The organism is Aeromonas sp. s11 (assembly GCF_040907945.1).
In the GTDB taxonomy this organism is placed as follows: Bacteria; Pseudomonadota; Gammaproteobacteria; order Enterobacterales; family Aeromonadaceae; genus Aeromonas; species Aeromonas veronii.
The window spans coordinates 23,050-42,344 of record NZ_JBFOCU010000040.1; the positions used below are offsets into that span (position 1 = coordinate 23,050).

The 19,295-nt window shown below is 57.2% G+C and carries 18 protein-coding genes; 1 reads left to right on the forward strand and 17 read right to left on the reverse strand.

Annotated features, from left to right (window positions below; all coding sequences use genetic code 11):
• Positions 1-46: 46 nt before the first annotated feature.
• The 16 genes from astA to tapM form a co-directional block, all read right to left on the reverse strand.
• Positions 47-1,066, reverse strand: a complete 1,020-nt coding sequence (gene astA / locus AB5Y84_RS11440) for an arginine N-succinyltransferase (RefSeq protein WP_005334994.1) — start codon at positions 1,064-1,066, stop codon at positions 47-49.
• Between the two features lie 76 nt (positions 1,067-1,142).
• Positions 1,143-2,360 carry an aspartate aminotransferase family protein gene (locus AB5Y84_RS11445; protein WP_058055649.1) on the reverse strand — a complete coding sequence of 406 codons (1,218 nt, stop codon included), beginning with the start codon at positions 2,358-2,360 and terminating at the stop codon, positions 1,143-1,145.
• Between the two features lie 276 nt (positions 2,361-2,636).
• Positions 2,637-3,218 (reverse strand): aminodeoxychorismate synthase component II, encoded by a 582-nt coding sequence (locus AB5Y84_RS11450; RefSeq protein ID WP_064335705.1) that lies wholly within the window; start codon positions 3,216-3,218, stop codon positions 2,637-2,639.
• Between the two features lie 21 nt (positions 3,219-3,239).
• Positions 3,240-3,455 (reverse strand): hypothetical protein, encoded by a 216-nt coding sequence (locus AB5Y84_RS11455; protein ID WP_005334997.1) that lies wholly within the window; start codon positions 3,453-3,455, stop codon positions 3,240-3,242.
• Between the two features lie 118 nt (positions 3,456-3,573).
• Positions 3,574-4,578 carry a tryptophan--tRNA ligase gene (gene trpS / locus AB5Y84_RS11460; protein ID WP_005362251.1) on the reverse strand — a complete coding sequence of 335 codons (1,005 nt, stop codon included), beginning with the start codon at positions 4,576-4,578 and terminating at the stop codon, positions 3,574-3,576.
• 42 nt (positions 4,579-4,620) lie between these two features.
• Positions 4,621-5,289 carry a phosphoglycolate phosphatase gene (locus AB5Y84_RS11465; protein WP_257725285.1) on the reverse strand — a complete coding sequence of 223 codons (669 nt, stop codon included), beginning with the start codon at positions 5,287-5,289 and terminating at the stop codon, positions 4,621-4,623.
• Positions 5,276-5,950, reverse strand: coding sequence for a ribulose-phosphate 3-epimerase (rpe, locus tag AB5Y84_RS11470; protein ID WP_005335006.1), 675 nt, complete (start codon positions 5,948-5,950; stop codon positions 5,276-5,278). Before rpe ends, AB5Y84_RS11465 begins: the two co-directional genes overlap by 14 nt.
• A gap of 188 nt (positions 5,951-6,138) precedes the next feature.
• Positions 6,139-7,011 (reverse strand): Dam family site-specific DNA-(adenine-N6)-methyltransferase, encoded by an 873-nt coding sequence (locus tag AB5Y84_RS11475; protein ID WP_005335008.1) that lies wholly within the window; start codon positions 7,009-7,011, stop codon positions 6,139-6,141.
• Positions 7,012-7,081: 70 nt separating this feature from the next.
• A complete protein-coding gene (locus AB5Y84_RS11480; protein ID WP_368176970.1) occupies positions 7,082-8,662 on the reverse strand; it encodes an SPOR domain-containing protein in 1,581 nt (526 codons plus the stop codon).
• Complete coding sequence (aroB, locus tag AB5Y84_RS11485; protein WP_005335012.1) at positions 8,652-9,734, reverse strand: 3-dehydroquinate synthase; 1,083 nt, start codon at positions 9,732-9,734, stop codon at positions 8,652-8,654. The genes AB5Y84_RS11480 and aroB overlap by 11 nt, the downstream gene beginning before the upstream one ends.
• 14 nt (positions 9,735-9,748) lie before the next feature.
• Positions 9,749-10,267 carry a shikimate kinase AroK gene (gene aroK, locus AB5Y84_RS11490; RefSeq protein WP_005335014.1) on the reverse strand — a complete coding sequence of 173 codons (519 nt, stop codon included), beginning with the start codon at positions 10,265-10,267 and terminating at the stop codon, positions 9,749-9,751.
• Positions 10,268-10,458: 191 nt separating this feature from the next.
• A complete protein-coding gene (gene pilQ / locus AB5Y84_RS11495; protein WP_257725282.1) occupies positions 10,459-12,690 on the reverse strand; it encodes a type IV pilus secretin PilQ family protein in 2,232 nt (743 codons plus the stop codon).
• A gap of 16 nt (positions 12,691-12,706) precedes the next feature.
• Complete coding sequence (locus AB5Y84_RS11500) at positions 12,707-13,240, reverse strand: pilus assembly protein PilP (RefSeq protein WP_005335020.1); 534 nt, start codon at positions 13,238-13,240, stop codon at positions 12,707-12,709.
• Positions 13,237-13,836, reverse strand: coding sequence for a PilO family type IV pilus biogenesis protein TapO (gene tapO / locus AB5Y84_RS11505; RefSeq protein WP_019446350.1), 600 nt, complete (start codon positions 13,834-13,836; stop codon positions 13,237-13,239). The genes AB5Y84_RS11500 and tapO overlap by 4 nt, the downstream gene beginning before the upstream one ends.
• The gene (tapN, locus tag AB5Y84_RS11510) at positions 13,833-14,411 is read right to left on the reverse strand and encodes a PilN family type IV pilus biogenesis protein TapN (RefSeq protein WP_005353997.1); all 579 of its coding nucleotides are present in this window, start codon (positions 14,409-14,411) and stop codon (positions 13,833-13,835) included. The genes tapO and tapN overlap by 4 nt, the downstream gene beginning before the upstream one ends.
• Positions 14,399-15,460: a PilM family type IVa pilus assembly protein TapM gene (tapM, locus tag AB5Y84_RS11515; protein ID WP_308218875.1), complete on the reverse strand. Its 1,062-nt coding sequence runs from the start codon at positions 15,458-15,460 to the stop codon at positions 14,399-14,401. Before tapM ends, tapN begins: the two co-directional genes overlap by 13 nt.
• Before the next feature lie 300 nt (positions 15,461-15,760).
• Between tapM and AB5Y84_RS11520 the strand changes: the two genes are divergently transcribed.
• Complete coding sequence (locus AB5Y84_RS11520; protein ID WP_257725280.1) at positions 15,761-18,232, forward strand: penicillin-binding protein 1A; 2,472 nt, start codon at positions 15,761-15,763, stop codon at positions 18,230-18,232.
• 49 nt (positions 18,233-18,281) lie between these two features.
• Here the strand turns inward: AB5Y84_RS11520 and oxyR are convergent, their stop codons facing one another.
• Positions 18,282-19,181 (reverse strand): DNA-binding transcriptional regulator OxyR, encoded by a 900-nt coding sequence (gene oxyR / locus AB5Y84_RS11525; protein ID WP_257725279.1) that lies wholly within the window; start codon positions 19,179-19,181, stop codon positions 18,282-18,284.
• Positions 19,182-19,295: the final 114 nt, after the last annotated feature.

Here is a 19,295-nt window from a genome sequence, read left to right on the forward strand (position 1 = left end):
AGCCTCGGCTGCCTGTCTGATAATCGATTTGCTTGTCCTGTTTACCTCAGTCGAGGTCAACCACCCGCACCATGTCGCCATCCTGCACCTTGAGTGCCGCCGCCATCTTGGGCGGAATGATGGCTTCGTGCTTGTCGAGATCGACCCGGATATTGCCGTAGCAGGCGCGGTAATGTTCGAAACGGCTGTTGCAGATAAGGTGGGTCTTGCCACCGATAGGCTCGCCCACCAGCACCCGCAGTTTCTTGCTGCGGCGCACGCTGCGGATATTCTTCACGTCACACTCGACGGTGGGGCCAGCATCGAAGATATCGACGTAGCCACGGTTCACGAAGCCCTCGTCCTGCAGCATCTTGATGGCCGGGCGGGTCTTCTCGTGGGTCTGACCGATAACGGCCCGCGCCTCTTTGCTCAGCAAATTGACGTAGATGGGATACTTTGGCATCAACTCGGCGATAAAGCGCTTCTTGCCGATGCCGGTCAGATAGTCGACGGTTGGAAAATCCATCGAGAAAAAGTGAGTCTGCAGCCACTCGTAGAAGGGACTGTGGCCGTTGGCATCGGAGACGCCGCGCATCTCGGCGAAGACGGTCTCGTCAAACAGCTCGGGGTGTTCGGCCATAAACAGGAAGCGGTGCTTGGAGAGCAGGCGGCCGTTGAGCCCCTCGCGGGCACATTCGCGCAAAAACAGGGTGCAGAGCTCGGAGTTGCCGGTGTAGTCGTTGGAGAGGGTCAGGGTTTCAACGACGTTGTAGATGCCGAGCTTGGGAGAAGAGTGCACCACCTTGCCGATGTGGTAGTTGTAAAACGGCTGGGAGAGGCCAACCGCGGCATCGATGGCACAGGTGCCCACCATCTCGCCGGTCTCCAGGTCCTCGGCCACGAAGAAGTAGAGGCAGTCCCCCTTGCCGGCGGGCTTGTCGGAAAAAGTCTGGGTAGAGGCGTCAATCTTGCGCTGCAGCAGCTCATCGTTGACGGGCAACGAGGTCATGCCGGTGCCGGACTCGATGGCGCAGGTCTTGAGCCCGGCAAAATCTTTTTGCTCGATGGGACGGATAACCAACATAAATGACAACTCCCTTTCATTGACGACAGGTGGGGTCCCGGCTCCTGCCGGGAGAGCTCCCCACCTCAATTTGGAATCAGGCGTTAACCACCTGGGCAACCGCCTTCTCGAAGCGGGCCAACCCTTCCTTGATGTCCGCTTCCGGGATCACCAGTGAAGGGGCAAAACGAACCACATTGGTACCGGCCACCAGTGCCATCAGCCCCTGATCGATGGAGGCCAGCAGGAAGTCACGGGAACGCCCCTTGTAGGCATCGCTCAGGGCCGCGCCCAGCAGCAGACCCTTGCCGCGGATCTCGCTGAAGCAGTGGTATTTGGCATTGATGGCTTCAAGACCATCGCGGAACAGCTGCTCGCGCTGCTTGATGCCAGCCAGCACCTCCGGAGTATTGATCACGTCGATCACCGCCTCGGCGACCGCACAGGCCAGCGGGTTGCCGCCGTAGGTAGAGCCGTGAGTGCCCACTTTCAGGTAAGAGGCGATTTCGTTGGTAGTCAGCATGGCGCCAATGGGGAAACCGCCTCCCAGTGCCTTGGCGCTGGTGAGGATGTCCGGCGTGACGCCCAGACCCATATAGGCATAGAGATCACCGGTCCGGCCGACGCCGGACTGCACTTCGTCATACACCAGCAGGGCATTGTGTTTGTCGCACAGCTCGCGCACCCCTTTGGCAAACTCGTCGGTAGGACGAATGATGCCCCCCTCCCCTTGCAGCGGCTCCATCACCACGGCGCAGGTGTTGTCGGAGATCACCTCGGCCAGCGCCGCCAGATCGTTGTAGGGTACGTGGGTAATGTCACCGGGCTTGGGACCGAAGCCATCTGAGTAGGCAGCCTGGCCACCGACGCTGACGGTAAAGAAGGTACGACCGTGGAAGCCCTGATTGAAGGCGATGATCTGGGTCTTCTGCTCGCCAAACTTCTCGATGGCGTAGCGGCGAGCCAGCTTGAGGGCAGCCTCGTTTGCCTCAGCGCCGGAGTTGCAGAAGTAGACCTTGTCGGCAAAGGTGGCGGCGACCAGCTTCTTGGCCAGACGCAGGGCCGGCTCGTTGGTCATGACGTTGGAGAGGTGCCACAGCTTCTCGCCCTGGGTTTTCAGGGCCTCGACCAGCTTGGGATGGCAGTGACCCAAACCGTTGACGGCGATGCCACCGGCGAAGTCGACATACTCGCGCCCTTCCTGATCCCAGACACGTGACCCTTCACCACGCACCGGGATGATCTTGGCGGGCGCATAGTTGGGAACCATCACTTCATCAAACACTTCACGTGTCACTGCCAACAACTCTGACATATAGCTCTCCTTCGATTCGGCGACAGAATAATCCACCGCCCAAAAGTTAAATCCGTGTAAACGTGACGGGATTATCACAGAAATAAAGTAAAAAGTCTGTAACAAGACGGCCTATAAGGAACAATGTTCGATTGCTCTTGAGATTTTAGGCAACCGCATTGCATAACGACTCAGGGGGGCTTGGCAAGAGATAATTTGGGCAGGAGAGGGGGTGAATAAAGTGTCAGGGAAATTTTTTTTGCCTTCTCTCGAACTTGAGAAGGCGATCACAACTTTTTATGAACGCGCCAGAAAGTTGGCCAGCAACTGATGGCCCTGCTCGCTCAAAATACTCTCCGGATGGAACTGAACACCCTCGACAGGGAGCGTCTTGTGGCGCAGCCCCATGATCTCGTCAAACGAGCCATCGGCATGCTCGCTCCAGGCGGTGACCTCGAAGCAGTCGGGCAGCGTGTCGCGCTCCACCACCAAGGAGTGGTAGCGGGTCACCCGCAGCGGGTTGTTGAGCCCCTTGAACACCCCCTCATTGCGATGGCGGATAAGCGAGGTTTTGCCGTGCATTACCTGACGGGCACGTATTACGCGGGCGCCGAAGGCCTGCGCCAACGACTGATGACCGAGACAGACGCCGAGAATGGGCAGCTTGCCAGCAAAGTGGCTGATGGCATCGAGAGAGATCCCCGCCTCATTGGGCGTACAGGGACCGGGAGAGATCACCAGAAAACGGGGAGAGAGCTGCGCTATGGCATCAAGCGTCAGTTCATCATTGCGCTTGACCACAACCTCTTGTCCCAGGGCGCCGAAATATTGCACCAGGTTCCAGGTAAAAGAGTCGTAGTTATCGATCAACAACAGCATGAGATAACCAACAGCGGAGAATTAACGATCGAGATAACGACCCTGTTCCATTTCCCGTTCACGCTGACACTCGGCCAGATAGATGGCGGCAGCAACGGCAGGGGTTTTATGGTGCTTGTCGATGGCATTGGAGACCATCAACTGCAGGGTATTGAGGTTTTTCGCCTTGCGAAATTTACGTAGCCAGTGACCTTTGTCACTCAGCTCTTCAGCAGAAATAGTTGGTTGAACAGGCATGCTTTCTCTTGGGGATATTACCCAGGTTGAAATAAAGAAATTAAACAAAATAGCCGGGCAGAAAATAAAGAAAGCCAGGCAAATACCCAGCTCTCTTCTACTACACCTTCCCAGTATGTCAGGCTCGAGGAACGAAGCCGACTACATCATATACGCTGGTCAGGGTTTTTTCAGCTCTTTCGCGCGCCTTTTGTGCGCCTTCTGCCAGAATCGCGATCAGATGGGCCTCATCCTGACGCAACTCGTGGAAACGGGCCTGGATCGGTTCCAGCAGCGCAACCACGGCTTCGGCGGTTTCGGTCTTGAGGTGACCGTACATCTTGCCTTCGAAGTGCTGCTCCAGCTCGGGGATGGAGCGACCCGTCACCCCGGACATCAGGGTCAGCAGGTTGGAGACACCCGGTTTGTTTTCCGGATCGAAACGCACCACCGCAGGCTCGTCGGAGTCGGTCACCGCACGCTTGATCTTCTTGACGATCTGCTTGGGATCTTCCAGCAGGCCGATGAAGTTGGCTTCGTTGTCATCGGACTTGGACATCTTCTTGGTCGGATCCTGCAGGCTCATCACCCGTGCCCCTTCGGTCGGAATGAAGGGCTCCGGCATGGTGAACACCTCACCATAGAGGTTGTTGAAACGGGTGCAGATGTCGCGGGTCAGCTCCAGATGCTGCTTCTGGTCGTTGCCGACCGGCACCTGATTGGCCTGATAGAGCAGAATATCAGCGGCCATCAGCACCGGATAACCGAACAGGCCGACGTTGACGTTGTTCTCGAAACGGGCGGACTTGTCCTTGAACTGGGTCATGCGCGACAGCTCACCCATCTGGGTGTAGCAGTTGAGGATCCAGCCCAGCTCGGCGTGCTGCGGCACGTGAGACTGGATGAAGACGGTGCTCTTCTTGGGATCGATACCGACCGCCAGATAGAGGGCGGCTGCGTCCAGACAAGCCTTACGCAGGGCAGCCGGGTCCTGACGAGTGGTGATGGCGTGCAGGTCGACGATGCAGTAGAGGCAGTCGAACTCATCCTGCATGTTGACCCACTGACGCAGGGCCCCCATGTAGTTGCCGATAGTCAGTTGACCGGAGGGTTGCGCTCCGCTCAATACGATTGGTTTAGTCATGAGAGTGTTAATCCTTGTTATTCAGCCAGCCCAGCTGCGCTATTAGACCAAAAGTGCATCGAGCTGGGCAAACTGCTCGAATACCCAGTCTGGATGGGAGTCGGCGATGGGACGGCCATAGTTGTAGCCGTAGGTAAGACCCACCACCTTCATGCCAGCCGCCTTGGCCGCCAGCACGTCATTTTCGGAGTCGCCCACCATCAGGGTGCGAGCCGGGCTCACCCCCAACTCCTGGCAGGCGTGCAGCAAGGGCTCCGGGCTCGGCTTCTTGACCGGCACGCAGTTGCCACCAAGCCAGAGTTCGAAACAATCACCGATGCCAAGGGCATCGAGGATAGGGGCCACGAAATCGCTCGGCTTGTTGGTAACGATCGCTTGCTTGTAGCCCAGGCTTTGCAGGCGACGCAGACTCTGTGCCACCCCGTCATACATAGCCAGCCCTTGCAGCAGGCAGGCGTTGTAGTGCTGGAAAAAGATCGGGCGGGCCTTGGCAAACAGCTCGGGATCGGCCTCACGATAGGCGAGCGCCCGCTGGATCAGCTTGTCAGCCCCGTTGCCGACCCAAGTACGGATCACCGCTTCATCAGCTTGCTCCAGACCCAGATCGGTCAGCGTCAGATTGACCGCCAGCGCCAGCTGGGCGGCACTGTCAATCAGGGTGCCATCCAGATCGAACAGCACCAAATCAAATGCGCGCTCAGCGTGTGACATGAGCCAGCTCCGCACGCATCTTGTCGATCACCGCCTTGTAGTCAGGCTGGCTGAAAATGGCAGAGCCGGCGACAAACATGTCGGCACCCGCTTCGGCGATCTCGCGAATGTTGTCGACCTTCACCCCACCATCGATCTCGAGACGGATATCGCGGCCACTCTCGTCGATCAGACGACGCACCTGACGCAGCTTGTCGAGGGTGCCCGGGATAAAGCTCTGGCCACCGAAGCCCGGGTTGACCGACATCAGCAGGATCACATCCAGCTTGTCCATCACATACTCGAGGCAGGAGAGCGAGGTAGCCGGATTCAGCACCAGACCCGCCTGGCAGCCCATCTCCTTGATGAGGCCCAAAGAGCGATCAACGTGATCGGACGCTTCCGGATGGAAGGTGATGAGGGAAGCACCGGCCTTGGCAAAATCGGGAATGATGCGATCCACCGGCTTGACCATCAGGTGCACGTCGATGGGGGCCTCGATACCGTAGTCACGCAGCGCCTGACAGACCATGGGGCCAATGGTCAGGTTGGGGACATAGTGGTTGTCCATCACGTCGAAGTGAACCACGTCGGCACCGGCAGCCAGTACCTTGGCTACATCGTCACCCAGACGGGCAAAATCGGCAGAGAGGATCGAGGGGGCAATCAGAAAGTCTTTCATCAGCATCATCCATTGGCAGCCAGGGAGAAAAAGCGGCGCAATTTTAACGTAAAAGGCGGGCGAAAACGACTCGAATGCGGGGTAAATGGGGCAATCGCCTCCCCTCCCCCAGCCACCTAGGTTTTGGGGCATCGGCACGGGCCCAGGGGCGCCCATAAAAAACGGCGCCCTGGGCGCCGCATGATCTGTTACGTCAGTGGCAGCAGTTCACTGTCGCTGGGATAGTAGCCCTGCTCCGGTTCGATTCCGGGCGGATAGAGCGCCAGCAATTCGGCCACCTTGTTGCGGGTGCCGCCGTTGCGGCTGATGGTGCGCTTGACCAGGATCTCGTCGAGGCGGGCACCGCGATAAAGCTCACGAGTCAGCTCGATATCATGGTTGCTGATCAGCACCGGCACCCCTTTGTGAGCGGCTGTGTGACGGGCCAGTCGCGCCAGGATCGCCTGATCATCCAGGGTAAACCCGCCGGAGGCATAGGTGGTGAAGCTCGCCGTAGTGGAGAGCGGCGCATAGGGTGGATCACAATAGATAACCCAATCCTCTTCGGCACGCTTGATGGCGTCGGCGTAGCTCTCGCAGATAAAGGTCGCCTTCTGCGCCTTTTCGGCAAAGGCCCACAGCTCTTTTTCCGGGAAATAGGGCTTCTTGTAGGAACCGAACGGCACGTTGAAGCCGCCCTTCTTGTTGTAGCGGCACAGTCCGTTGAAACCGTGACGGTTGAGAAACAGGAACAAGAGTGCCCGCTCGAAGGTGGTCTCGGTCTGATTGAACTGGGTACGCAGCCGATAATAGGCCGCCTTGTGGTTGTGCTCTGCCACAAACAGCTTGCGCGCCTCGGCAATGAAACTGTCCGGCGTCAGCTTGAGGTGGTTGTACAGACAGATCAGATCCGGATTGATGTCGTTGAGCACATACGCGTCGTAGTCGGTGTTGAGAAACACAGACCCGGCCCCGACGAAGGGCTCCAGCAACACACGCCCGGCCGGCAGGCGCTCGGCAATCTCTTCAACCAGGGAGTATTTTCCCCCGGCCCATTTTAAAAAAGCGCGTGTTTTTTTCATGGAAATCCGGTGTGTAAGAAGGCAAGACCCAAAAAGGGGGACGATTCTACCCCCTTATCCGGTATCAAGGCTATTGCTTCAGCTCTTTTTGTACCTGTGCAAACGACTTGGGCCAGGGCTGGCCTTTCAGCAAGGCTGGCGGAAGCTTGCGAATGGCACTCTTGGCCTGGGTCAGACCGGCATAGTCCCCTTGCAGCACCACATACCAGGGGCTGCCACGGAATTTGGTCTGATAGACCCATACCTTGCCCGCCAAACCATGCTCGGCAACAAATTGATCCACCGCCTTGGTGTTGCTCGCTCCCATCAGCTGAACGCTGTAGTGGTTGCGCGGCTTCTTAGTGAGAGTCGCCACGGGCGTGAGCTCCACCTTGGGTGCTGGCGCGGCAACCGGCTCGTTGCTGGCGGTTTTGGTGGTGGCCGCAGGCGTTGCGGTTGTCGCCGGATTCAGTGCTTTGGAGGTACTGGCTGGCGCCGTGGTTGCGATTACACCACTGGGGGCTGTGCCACTCGGGTTCTTGCCGGTCAGCTCGTCCACCACGTCAGTAGGCAGTGCGCCGCTCACCTTGGGTTCGGTCATCAGCTTTTGCACGACCTCGTCAGAGATCACCACCCGACGCCCTTCGTAATTGATTGATTCGGTGGTCACAGTTTCGCTCTCCACCGATTTGGGCAGCACTTTCGCCTCCGGCTGCCAATCCTTCACTACCCCGTTGGGATTGCTGGCTGCAGCGCTGTTTTGCGCGCCTTGTGCAGCGGAATCTGTATTCGAACCGCCAGCGGTGAGGGGATCGCCTCCCGCTACCGGGATCGGCAATGCCGTGTTCTGCGCCGGATCCTGCAGCGCCGGTTTGCTTTCATTGTCAAACAGCGCAGGCAGCAGGTAGCTCAGCGCCAGCAGGCCGCCAGCGACCAGCGCGATAGCGGTGGCAATCTTCTTGACAGGCAACTCCGCCTGACGCTTCTTGGGCCTTCTGTCGGTCATGATATCCTCCAGTAACTGCATGATGGTGGACGGATGTCCGTTCGCCGTTTTCAGGATCTCCTCCACTTGCGGCTTGGGCAAGAGGGTCGCCGGGATCTTGAGCTCTTTGGCTTTCTCATACAAGAAGATGCGCTGCTCGGGCGGGCTCAGGGGCGGCACTTCCAGCTCAAGGGCTGGCATGGCACGCCCTTTGAGCTGCGGTCGTTGGGTACGACACCAGACGTCACTGCCCGAGACAATAATGGCCAGCTGATGGGGCGCCGCCAGGGTATCGTTATGACGTATGATCGCCCACAACTCTCCCAGCAGTTCGGCTGGCAACTGGTCGGCCCGCTCTATCAGTAGCAACAGGGTGGCTGGCTTGCTCCCCTCCAGCATGCGAAAGAAGCTCTCCGCCAGCGCATCCTGTGGATTGAACAGCGGGCGCGCCACCACCTGTGGCAGCAACAGCTGGCGCACATCCACCATCTTCATGGCAGGTGTACCAATCAGGCTCACCACCCGCACTTTTTCCGGCAACACGCCGAGCAGGGATTCGCACAGGGTACCGCGACCACAACCGGGTTTACCGGAGAGAAAAATGAAAGGGTGATTGAATTCAATCAGATGCAGCAGCCGGTCAACCAGCTGCCGCTGGGAAGGAAGTTTTAGCAGTTTATTCGTCACGACCAGACTCGATCACCGCCAGCAACTCGGCATCGGACACATCCCCCACCACCTGCGCATGGCCGATGCCAACCGGCAACACCAGACGCAGCTTGCCTTCCAGCACCTTCTTGTCACGGCGCATATGGCGAATAAAGGCGGCGAAATCCATCTCGGCAGGCGCATGAATGGGCAAATTGGCGGCCAGCAGCAGAGCGCGCACACGCGCAACGTCCGCTTCGCTCATATCGCCACGGGCCTGCGCAGTCCAGGCTGCCAGCATGGTGCCGGCGGATACTGCTTCACCGTGCAGCCAGTTGCCATACCCCTGCTCGGCCTCGATGGCATGACCAAAGGTGTGACCCAGATTGAGCAGCGCACGGACGCCGTGCTCGGTCTCATCCTGACCGACCACATCGGCTTTGATCTCGCAGCAGCGTTTGATGGCGTAGGCCAGCGCGGCAGGTTCCAGCTGTTGCAGACGCACCATGTTCTGCTCCAGCCAGCTGAAGAAATCAGCATCCCAAATGATGCCGTACTTGATCACCTCGGCCATCCCTGCGGCAAATTCGCGGGCGGGCAAGGTACTCAGACATTCGGTATCGATAACAACTTGTTTGGGCTGATAAAAAGCCCCAATCATGTTCTTGCCGAGGGGGTGGTTGACAGCGGTTTTACCGCCGACAGAGGAGTCAACCTGGGAGAGCAGGGTGGTCGGGATCTGGATAAAAGGAATGCCACGTTGATAGCTTGCTGCCGCAAAGCCCACCACATCCCCGATCACGCCGCCCCCCAGAGCGATCAGTGTCGTATCGCGCCCATGGTTGGTTTCAAGCAGAGCAGACATGATCTGCTCAAAGGTCGCCAGGCTCTTGTACGCCTCACCGTCAGGCAGGATCAGGTGTTCAACCTGAAAACCCGACAGCAGAGCGGTTACCTGTTCAAGATAAAGCGGAGCAACGACCGTGTTGGTCACTATCATCACCCGCTTGCCCTTGATGGTCGATACCAGCGCCTCGGGGCGCTGCAACAACCCTGCAGCTATCTCGATGGGATAGCTGCGTTCACCCAGTTCGACCTTCAACCGTTCCATGGACGTCCTCTAGATTACATACCGATCAGCTTTACAATTTGATTGGCAACGATTTTTGCGCTCTGGTCATCGGTGTGCACAACAAAGTCGGCAACCTCTTCATACAGGGCATTGCGCTCTTGTGCCAGACGTTCCAGCACTTCGCGTGCCGGTTCTTCGGTCTGTAGCAGAGGGCGGCGTTTGTCTCGCTGTGTGCGCGCCAGCTGCTTTTCGATAGTGGTTTCGAGGTAGACCACGATGCCACGAGCAGACAACTTGTTGCGGGTTTCGCGACTCTTGATGGCACCGCCACCCGTCGCCAGCACGATACCCTGCTGCTCTGACAATTCGCCGATCACCTTCTCTTCGCGAATCCGGAAACCTTCTTCGCCTTCAACATCGAACACCCAGCCGATATCAGCACCACTGCGGCGCTCAATCTCATGATCTGAGTCGAAAAACTCCATATGCAGTTGTTCTGCCAGATGTCTACCTATGGTGCTCTTGCCCGCACCCATGGGACCTATCAGGAAAATATTGCGTTTCTCAGCCATGTCTTTTCGTTAGTAATTACAAACTGTACGACCCCGATGAATACTGGATCGGGGTACCTATGAACCTTATCTTGCGATGGATCAGGAGGGGGATTATCTCAATAGATATCGGGACTGGCAACCGCAGCCCTTACGCCCCAGCCTCATTGGGGCGTAAGGTTATATGTGTTTTACCCTCACATGTAAAGCATTCAGAAGGCGTCGGTGACTATCTTCGGCGTCACGAAAATCAGCAACTCCCGCTTTTTGTTCTCGCTGGTGGTCTTGCGAAACAAGGCCCCCAATCCGGGAATGTCACCCAGCAACGGCACCTTGGTCACATCGCTCTTGATGGTCTGCTGATAGATGCCGCCCAGCACCAGGGTCTCGCCATTGTTCACCAACACCTGAGTGGTGATGGACTGGGCGTTGATGGAGACAGCGTCACCGGTACCGGTCGGTACCGTTTCACCCTTGGTATCCTGGGTCACGGTCAGGTCGAGAATCACCCGATTGTCAGGGGTGATCTGCGGAGTAACCTTCAGGCTCAATACCGCCTTCTTGAAGGTAACCGAGGTAGCACCACTGGAAGAGGACTCCACATAGGGGATCTCGGTACCCTGCTCGATCAATGCCGGTTTCTGGTTCGCCGTGGTCACGCGCGGACTGGCGATAATCTCAGCTTTGCTCTCTTTTTCCAGCGCCGACAACTCGAGATCCAGCAAGGTACCATCAGCCAGACGAGCGACCTGAAATGCCAGGGTGCCAGCGGCATTGGTTACCGGTAGATTGACATTGAGACGCTGATCCAACGCAGCCGGGTCCCGGGTTATGGCAGAGTTACCATTATCATTACCAGATGAATCATTGCCTTCGATAGAACCGGACGTACTGTTGCCATGACCATCGTTTTTGGTCACTCCCCACCGCACCCCGAGCGCTTCATCAAAGCCGTCGTCAATGGTCACCATCCGCGCCTCGATCACCACCTGCTTGACCGGAATATCGAGGATATCGAGCATCCGTTTGATGCTGCTGATGACATCGGCGGTATCCTTGACCACCAGCACGTTGGTTCGCTCGTCCACGCTCACCGCACCACGGGGTGACAGCAACTTGGTACTTTCGGAAGAGAGCAGGGCAGCCACTTCCGAGGCCTTGGCATAGTTTATCTGCAGATACTCGGTATAGAGCGGAGCCAAATCTGCGACCTGATTGCGGCTCTCCAGCTGTTGCTTCTCGCGTGTTGCGATCTCTTCTGCAGGCGCTACCAGCAAGATGTTGTTATCCAGCCGCTTATCCAGACCCCGCACCTTCAAAATAATGTCGAGCGCCTGCTCCCACGGCACCCCATCCAGACGCAGGGTAATATTGCCTGATACCGAATCTGTGGTTACCAAGTTAAGGTTGTTGAAATCGGCAATAAGCTGCAATACGGTACGGACTGGAATATCCTGAAAGTTCAATGAGATGGGCTTGCCCTGATACTGCTTGGATGCCGTGGCCGTCGTCCGCTTTTTCACCTCGATAATGAAGAGCTTGTCTGCCTGATCGTAACGGTAATCAAACTGACCATTGATCGACAGTTCAAACAGGGTATCGCTCCCCTGCCGGGAGACGTCAACCTGAGAGACCGGCGTTGCAAAATCCTGCACATTGATCAGATTAAGCAAACCATCCGGCACCCGAGTACCATGAAACTTGGCCAGTACGGTCTGGCCGCGGCTGCTCACATCGACGGCGGCCGAGCTGTTATCCAGCGTGACCAGAAACTCCCCCTGGCCATCTTTGCCACGATGAAAATCCACACCGGTAACCGAGTTGAAATAGGCGCCGCCCCCACTGCTCTGATAGTTGTTGAGCACCGGCTTGCTGGCAGGCTGTGTTGCTACCGGCGTTGTCACGGGCGCAACAGGCATCGACCGAGCGACAACCTGAGGATTGAGCAGCGCCGAGGGAGAGGGTGTGGCCACCATCGCAGAGGGCGCTGGCACAGGAGTAGCCGAGGGTGCGGGTGCAATCAGGGCGCTCTCACCATTGATGAGCCCGGAAGAGGCCCCCTCGCCCAATGACACCAGTAATTTGTTCCCCTGTTGCTGCACCTGATAGGGAGCAAGCTGATCGAGTGCGATCTTGATATCAAGACCTGCGCCCTTACCCTCAACCTTGATATTATCTACCCCCAAGCGCTGGATCGGCAGCGGGTTCACTTTCAGCGCCCCTACTGCACCGGGAACATGCAACAACAGCTGATTGGGTTGGTAAGAGAGACGATCGGTAAAGCCCGTGACCGGCTCACTAAAACTGAGCTCGACCAGCAATTGATCGGCCAGCAGCGGATTGACCTTGATCTCCTGCAGGGTTGCCACTGCCCACGCCTGACTGAGGGCGCTGGCGCAAAACAGCAAAGCCACTTTGGATACACTCTCTATTGTTGTTCTCATTGCTGTTCGTCCCTGATTATTGTTTTTCTTGCACATTGGCCATCGCCAACTGGGTTTCTCTTGTTACCCAGCACCCCTTCCCGTCCGGAATGGTTTCCAGCAAATCCACGGCAGTGTCTGTGATCTTGATGACCCGACCCTGATCAAGCCCCATATACTGGTTAAGTCCGACCCGCATCGATTTGCCATCCGGGGTGCTGATCAAGGCCCACAACTGGCCAGCCTTACCCAAAGAACCATGCATCGACAGACTGGCCAGCGAATAATTTTCCAGCACCTCTTTCTCACGATCCATCAGGGTCTGTGCACAATCCGGCTGGGCCTTGGCAGTACTTGTACTTCCGACCGTCGCCTCAGGCTGGGGAACCATGAAGGGGCTGCGCAACTCGCGTTGCTGGTAGTGCATAGGGGCAAAAGGCTTCAGCTCGGGCAAGGGCTCGATAGGTATGGGTGGCCTTGCTTTGGTCTGGGCGACATAGCTATCCATGTCCTCCTGACCACCACAGGCCGCCAGCAAGAGGGCAGGCAATAACCAGCAGATGCGTCTCATTGTTTCGGCTCCACTGTTTTACCGTTGTACTTGTAGGTCTTGGCCAGCATCGACATCGAAATCAGCTCCCCTTCATCCTTGCTCTGACCCAGAGTGAAGGAGTCAAGGATGACGATACGGGGCAAAGCGGCCATGTCAGCGGTAAACTTGCCAATTTCATGGTAAGTGCCCACGACTTCGATACGCATTGGTAGCTCGGTTGAAAACTCGTGCTTGACCTCGGGTTCCCAGTTGATCCGGTTCAATTTCAAGCCGTTGTCGGTAGCAATAAAGCTGATATCGTCCAGCAGACCGGCGACCTCATGGGTATTGGGCAACTGCTTGAGCTGGGTATCGACCAGTTGCTCAAGCTGAACCATTTGCGCCTTGTATGCCCCCAGGTTGGCAGCCAGCATCGCCTTGCTTTCAAACTGGGCTTTCAGTTCGGTCTCTTTCCCCGCTTCCTGAGTCAAACTGGTCAGTGAGTTGGCAATCACGTAGTAGTAGATGGCGCCGCCGGTCAACACGCAGCAGAAAAAGATGAAGACCCCTTTTGCCCATTTTGGCCAGCTTGCTATGTCATTGATATCCAGCTCGTTGAGTTGCTGAAGGTTCATTGTTGCTCCTTGGCCACATTCCCTGCAGCCGCAGCATTGTTGGCGATCAGGAACATCATGGAAAACTGGCTCAATGACACTGGCGCAACATCAGCCGCAAAAATAGTGCTTATCTTTGCCTGACCCAACCAACCGGAACCATCAATCCGCCGCATCATGCTGGCCACCCGACCATAGGCTTCGGTCTTGCCATTAACATCAATAATATTGTTCTGCATCGAAAGGGTGTTCAGGTAAACCCCGTTGGGCACCAGTGAAGGAAGCTGATTGAAGAGGCGGACGGGCACATTGCGGCGCATCTGCAACTGCTCGATGAGCTGCATCCGATCGATTAGTTCCTTGCGACGCTCTTTGAGCAGACGGATCTCCCCCAGCTGGGCATCCAGAATAGTCATCTCCTGAACCAGCCTCTGGTTGCGCTGCTGCTGGGCGACGATCTGGCGATCAACCAGCCAGTTGGCAAAAAATCCCAGCGCGACCGTGGCCAGCACAAAAATCCCAAGCAACGCCCCGAACTGTTTCTTTTGGCGCTGGGCTCGGGCTTCACGCCAGGGCAGAAGGTTTATATTTGACATGGTGTGAAACTCCTCAGAGCCAACCCGAATGCCGTCATATATTTAGCGCCATGTATCAGCTCGGCCTCCCCTTTCGGCTTGCCAAACAGGGCGAACAGATCCGGGTGCAACACCTCGCAATTGACCTCTTCTTTTACCTGTACCAACAAACCGGGTAGCAGACTGCCTCCCCCCGTCAGCACCAGTTTTGCGATGTCGCGATAACCGGATGAACTGCAAAACAGCTGGATATTGCGCCGCACTTGCTGCAGCAGCGAGTTGATGTGGGGCATCAGCACATCCAGCTCATGGTCAACAGGCAAGGTACCTTTGGTTTTAGCCTGCTCAGCTTCATCCAGCGTCATGCCATAAAAGGAAGAGAGCGCCTGGCTGTACTGATCGCCACCGAAGTTCTGCAAGCGGGAGTAGATCACCTCCCCCTTGACCAGCGCCGCAAAGGTCATGGCACTGGCGCCAATGTCGATCACCCCGATCGGCCGTTCACTCTCCTGTAATTCGGGCAGACAGGCCACCACGGCACGGCCCAGCGCATGGGCGCCCACATCCACCACCTTGACGGCAATACCGGCTTCGGCAAGGGCGCTGACCCGGCCGTTGACACTCTCGGTGCGGGCTGCGCTCAGCAGCACATCCTGACGATCTTCACTGTTGTTGGTGCTCAGCACCTCAAAATCGAGACTCACTTCATCGAGGGGGAAGGGAATGATCTGCTCGGCCTCCAGCTGCACCTGACTCTCCAGCTCCTTGTCACTGAGGCGAGCATCAATCTGGATCACCTTGGTTATCACGTTGGAACCGGTCACCGCAGTGGCGGCATAGTCGCTGTGAGCTGGGATCAGGCGCTTGAGGGTCTTGAGAGATTGGCTGACGCGCTCGATATCCTGCAATTGATAGTCAACCAGCGTCCCTTTCGGGGTGGCAATATCGGCGACCGATTCGAGATGAAGCTTGCCAGGTCGGCCACTGAGGGTAACGGCCTTGATGGTCTGGCTGCCGAAATCAATGCCCACCAGAGGGAGGAGGGATCCCTTGTTAAAAAGCCCAAACATATACACATCCATGCGTTATTTGGTTTTATTCCTGAACAGAGTGTAGGACACCCGATCAGAGGAGTGCTTCACTCATCCTAAATGCTCTAACTATCAATGTCATAAAGTTTATGCCGAAAAGTGACCCATCTCGCTTTCTTCATGGCAAGTGGCCCTCCTTGGTTATTGCTCCCTGTAGTGCTAACCTCTCGCATCCTTTTGAGGTGGGTGGCTCGCCACAGGAAAACCTCGAATTCCCGATGGCAAAAGGGCTATACTCTGCGCCCGTTGGCTAATTTTAAGACGATTGGTAGTTCTTCCATGCTGAAATGGCTCGTTCGCCTGTTTATTGTCATGATGCTGGGTGCTGTGCTGGGTGTTGCCAGCCTCATCGGTATCTACTTCTATATCAAACCCCAACTGCCCGATGTCACCGCACTGCGTGACGTCAAGCTGGCAACCCCGATGCGGGTTTACAGCCGGGATGGGGAGTTGATCGCCCAATATGGCGAAATTCGTCGCATTCCGCTGCGTCTGGACGAAATTCCGCAACCCATGATCGATGCCGTACTGGCGACCGAAGATGCACGTTTCTATGAGCACCCGGGCATTGACCCGATAGGTATCATTCGAGCTGCATCCGTCTGGGCTGTTTCCGGCCATGCCCGTCAGGGGGCCAGTACCATCACCCAGCAGGTTGCCCGCAACTTCTTCCTGAGCAATGAGAAGACCATCATCCGCAAGATCAAGGAGGTCTTCCTGGCCTGGCGGATCGAGCAGAATCTCTCAAAAGACGAGATCCTCGAACTCTACCTCAACAAGATCCCCCTCGGTTATCGCTCCTTCGGGATCGGTGCTGCGGCACAGGTTTACTTTGGTAAAGAGGTCAAGGATCTGGGACTGGACGAGATCGCCATCATTGCCGGTCTGCCGAAAGCTCCCTCCATGCTCAACCCCATCCGCTCCCCCGAGCGGGCCTTTGCGCGCCGCAACGTTGTGCTGGGCCGGATGCTGGAAACCGGCAAGATCACCCAGGCCCAGTTTGACGAAGCGTCCAAAATGCCTATCAAGGCCCGTTTTCACGGCGCCGAAGTGACCCTGCACGCCCCTTATCTCGGTGAAATGGTGCGCCAGAAGATGGTCGAGCAGTTCGGTGAAGATGCTTACACCATGGGCCTGCACGTCTACACTACCGTCTCTGCCGAACGTCAACGGGCAGCCAGACAGGCGCTGCTGGATGGCGTTTTTGCCTATGACATGCGCCATGGCTATCGCGGCCCGACGGCTCAGTTGTGGAAGGCTGGCGAGCCAGCCTGGGATTACGAGCAGATTGTCGCTCACCTTGGCAAGCAACCCACTTACGATCCGCTGATGGCGGCGGTCGTGACCAAGCTCGGTGATCGCAGCGCCACGCTGGTACTGAAAAATGGCAAGGAAGCAGAGCTCGGCTGGAACGGCATTAAATGGGCCCGCTCCTTTATTACCGACGACCGCCAGAGCTATGCCCCGAAATCGGCGCGCGATGTGCTGAAAGTCGGCGCACAGATCTGGGTGCGGGAAGAGGGCGAAGAGTTGCTGCTGGCCCAAATCCCGGATGTGAATGCTGCGCTGGTTGCCATGAACCCAAAAAATGGGGCACTGGAAGCGCTGGTCGGTGGTTTCAGCTTCGAACTCTCCAAATTCAACCGGGTCGATCAGGCGCGTCGCCAGATCGGTTCCAATATCAAGCCTTTCCTCTATGCGACCGCGCTGGAGCATGGCTATACCCTGGCGTCGCTCATCAACGATGCGCCGATCAACCAGTGGGATCCATCAAAAGGGCCCATGTGGCAGCCCAAGAACTCCCCGGCCGTTTATGATGGCCCCACCCCGCTGCGTCTGGGTCTGGCCAAGTCCAAGAACGTGATGTCGGTTCGACTGATGCGTGCCATCGGTCTGGATACCTATATCGACGGTCTGACCCGCTTTGGTTTCCCTCGCGACTTCATCTCTCCCCATGAGTCGCTGGCACTGGGGGCTGCCGAATTCACCCCCCTCGAGGTAGTGCGTGGTTACTCGGTACTGGCCAACGGTGGCTTCCTGGTGACCCCATACTTCATCGACAAAGTGACCGACAGCCTGGAGAACACCCTCTATCAGGCCAATCCTGCTATTGCTTGCACCACCTGCGAACAGCAGGCCGCCCCCGAGCAGAGCACACTGCCGGAGCCAACTGTTGATGGTGCCGCACAAGATGGCACGCAGACCCCTCTCGCGCCAACCATCGCCCCGCATACCATCAGTGCCCAGAGTGCGTTCCTGATCACCGACACCCTGAGCACAGCCATCTGGGGTGGCAACGGCTGGCGTGGTACCGGCTGGCGTGCAGCCCGCGACCTGAAACGTCACGACATCTCCGGTAAAACCGGTACCACCAACGAATCGCGGGATGCCTGGTTCTCCGGCTACACCCCGGACATCGTTGCTACCTCCTGGATCGGTTTTGACAACCACCAGCGTGGTCTTGGCCGTGCCGAGTTTGGCGGTGGCGCCGCGCAGCCTATCTGGATCGACTTCATGAAAGTCGCCCTCAAAAAGCTGCCTGAGCACAAGATGCCGGTTCCCGAGGGGATCATGACGGTGAAGATTGATAGCGAAACCGGCCTGCTGGCAACCAGTGGCGGCACCGACGAATACTTCAAGGAAGGGACCGAGCCGACCCGCTACGCAGCACCGAGCTCGGATGGCAATCAGGTCTACGGCGGTGACAACCCCGATGTGGAAGGGCCTGTCTCTACCGACGATATTTTCTAAGTCGTTATCGCGGCAGAAGCAAAACCGGCAGCCTTGGCTGCCGGTTTTTTTATTGGGCCAACTGCTTGCTCATCAGCGTGGCGATCGAGGCCGCCAGCTCATTGAAACAGGGGCGACGCACCGAGTAATGGCGATAGAGCAGCGAGATGGTACGCCCCGGCACAGGGTCAACCACAGGTCGATAGCTCACCCCGCCCTCATCATGATCGGCAGGTACGGCCAGCTTTGGTACCAGGGTCATGCCACTACCGGCAGCCACCATGTTGCGCAGGGTCTCGAGACTGGTGCCCTTGAAGCGTTGATCCTCACCTATCCCGCCGGCGAAACAGAACCCCATCGCCTGATCCCGCAAACAGTGACCATCGGCCAACATCAGTAATTTCTTGCCCTTGAGATTACCAAGCGGCACCTGTCTAGCCTGTGCTTCGGGGTGATGGCAAGGCACCGCCAGCCACATCGGCTCATGATAGAGCTGGATTGAACCAAACCCCTCCATCCCCGGCATCTCGGCCAGAATGACGCAATCCAGCTCCCCCTCTTCCAGCCGTTTGAGCAGGGTTTGAGTCTGCTCCTCGTAGAGGTAGAACTCCAGCTGGGGAAAACGCTCACGCAGGGTCTGGATAATGCGGGGCAACAGGTAGGGGCCCACGGTCGGAATAAAACCGATATGGATCTCCCCGGACATAGGCTCGGAGAAGTGCTGACCGATGTTCTTGAGCTCGCGCACCTCCTTGAGCACCCGACGCGCCTGATGGGCCATGGCATCGCCAGCAGGCGTAAACAGCACCTTGCGCGAGGTACGTTCGATCAGAATGACCCCGAGTTCATCCTCCAGCTTGCGCAGCTGGCCGCTCAGGGTGGGTTGACTGACAAAGCAGCGTTCAGCGGCTTTGCGAAAATGTTTTTCCTCATCCAGCGCCACCAGATATTCGAGATCGCGAAGATTCATACAGCAAGAGTCCTGCCTGGAAAATGGGCCATCAGCATGCACAATATCGTCCGGCGGGACAAGTCATCCGCTCGCGGTGAACCTCTCTGGCTGCCCCTCCAAAACAAAAAAGCC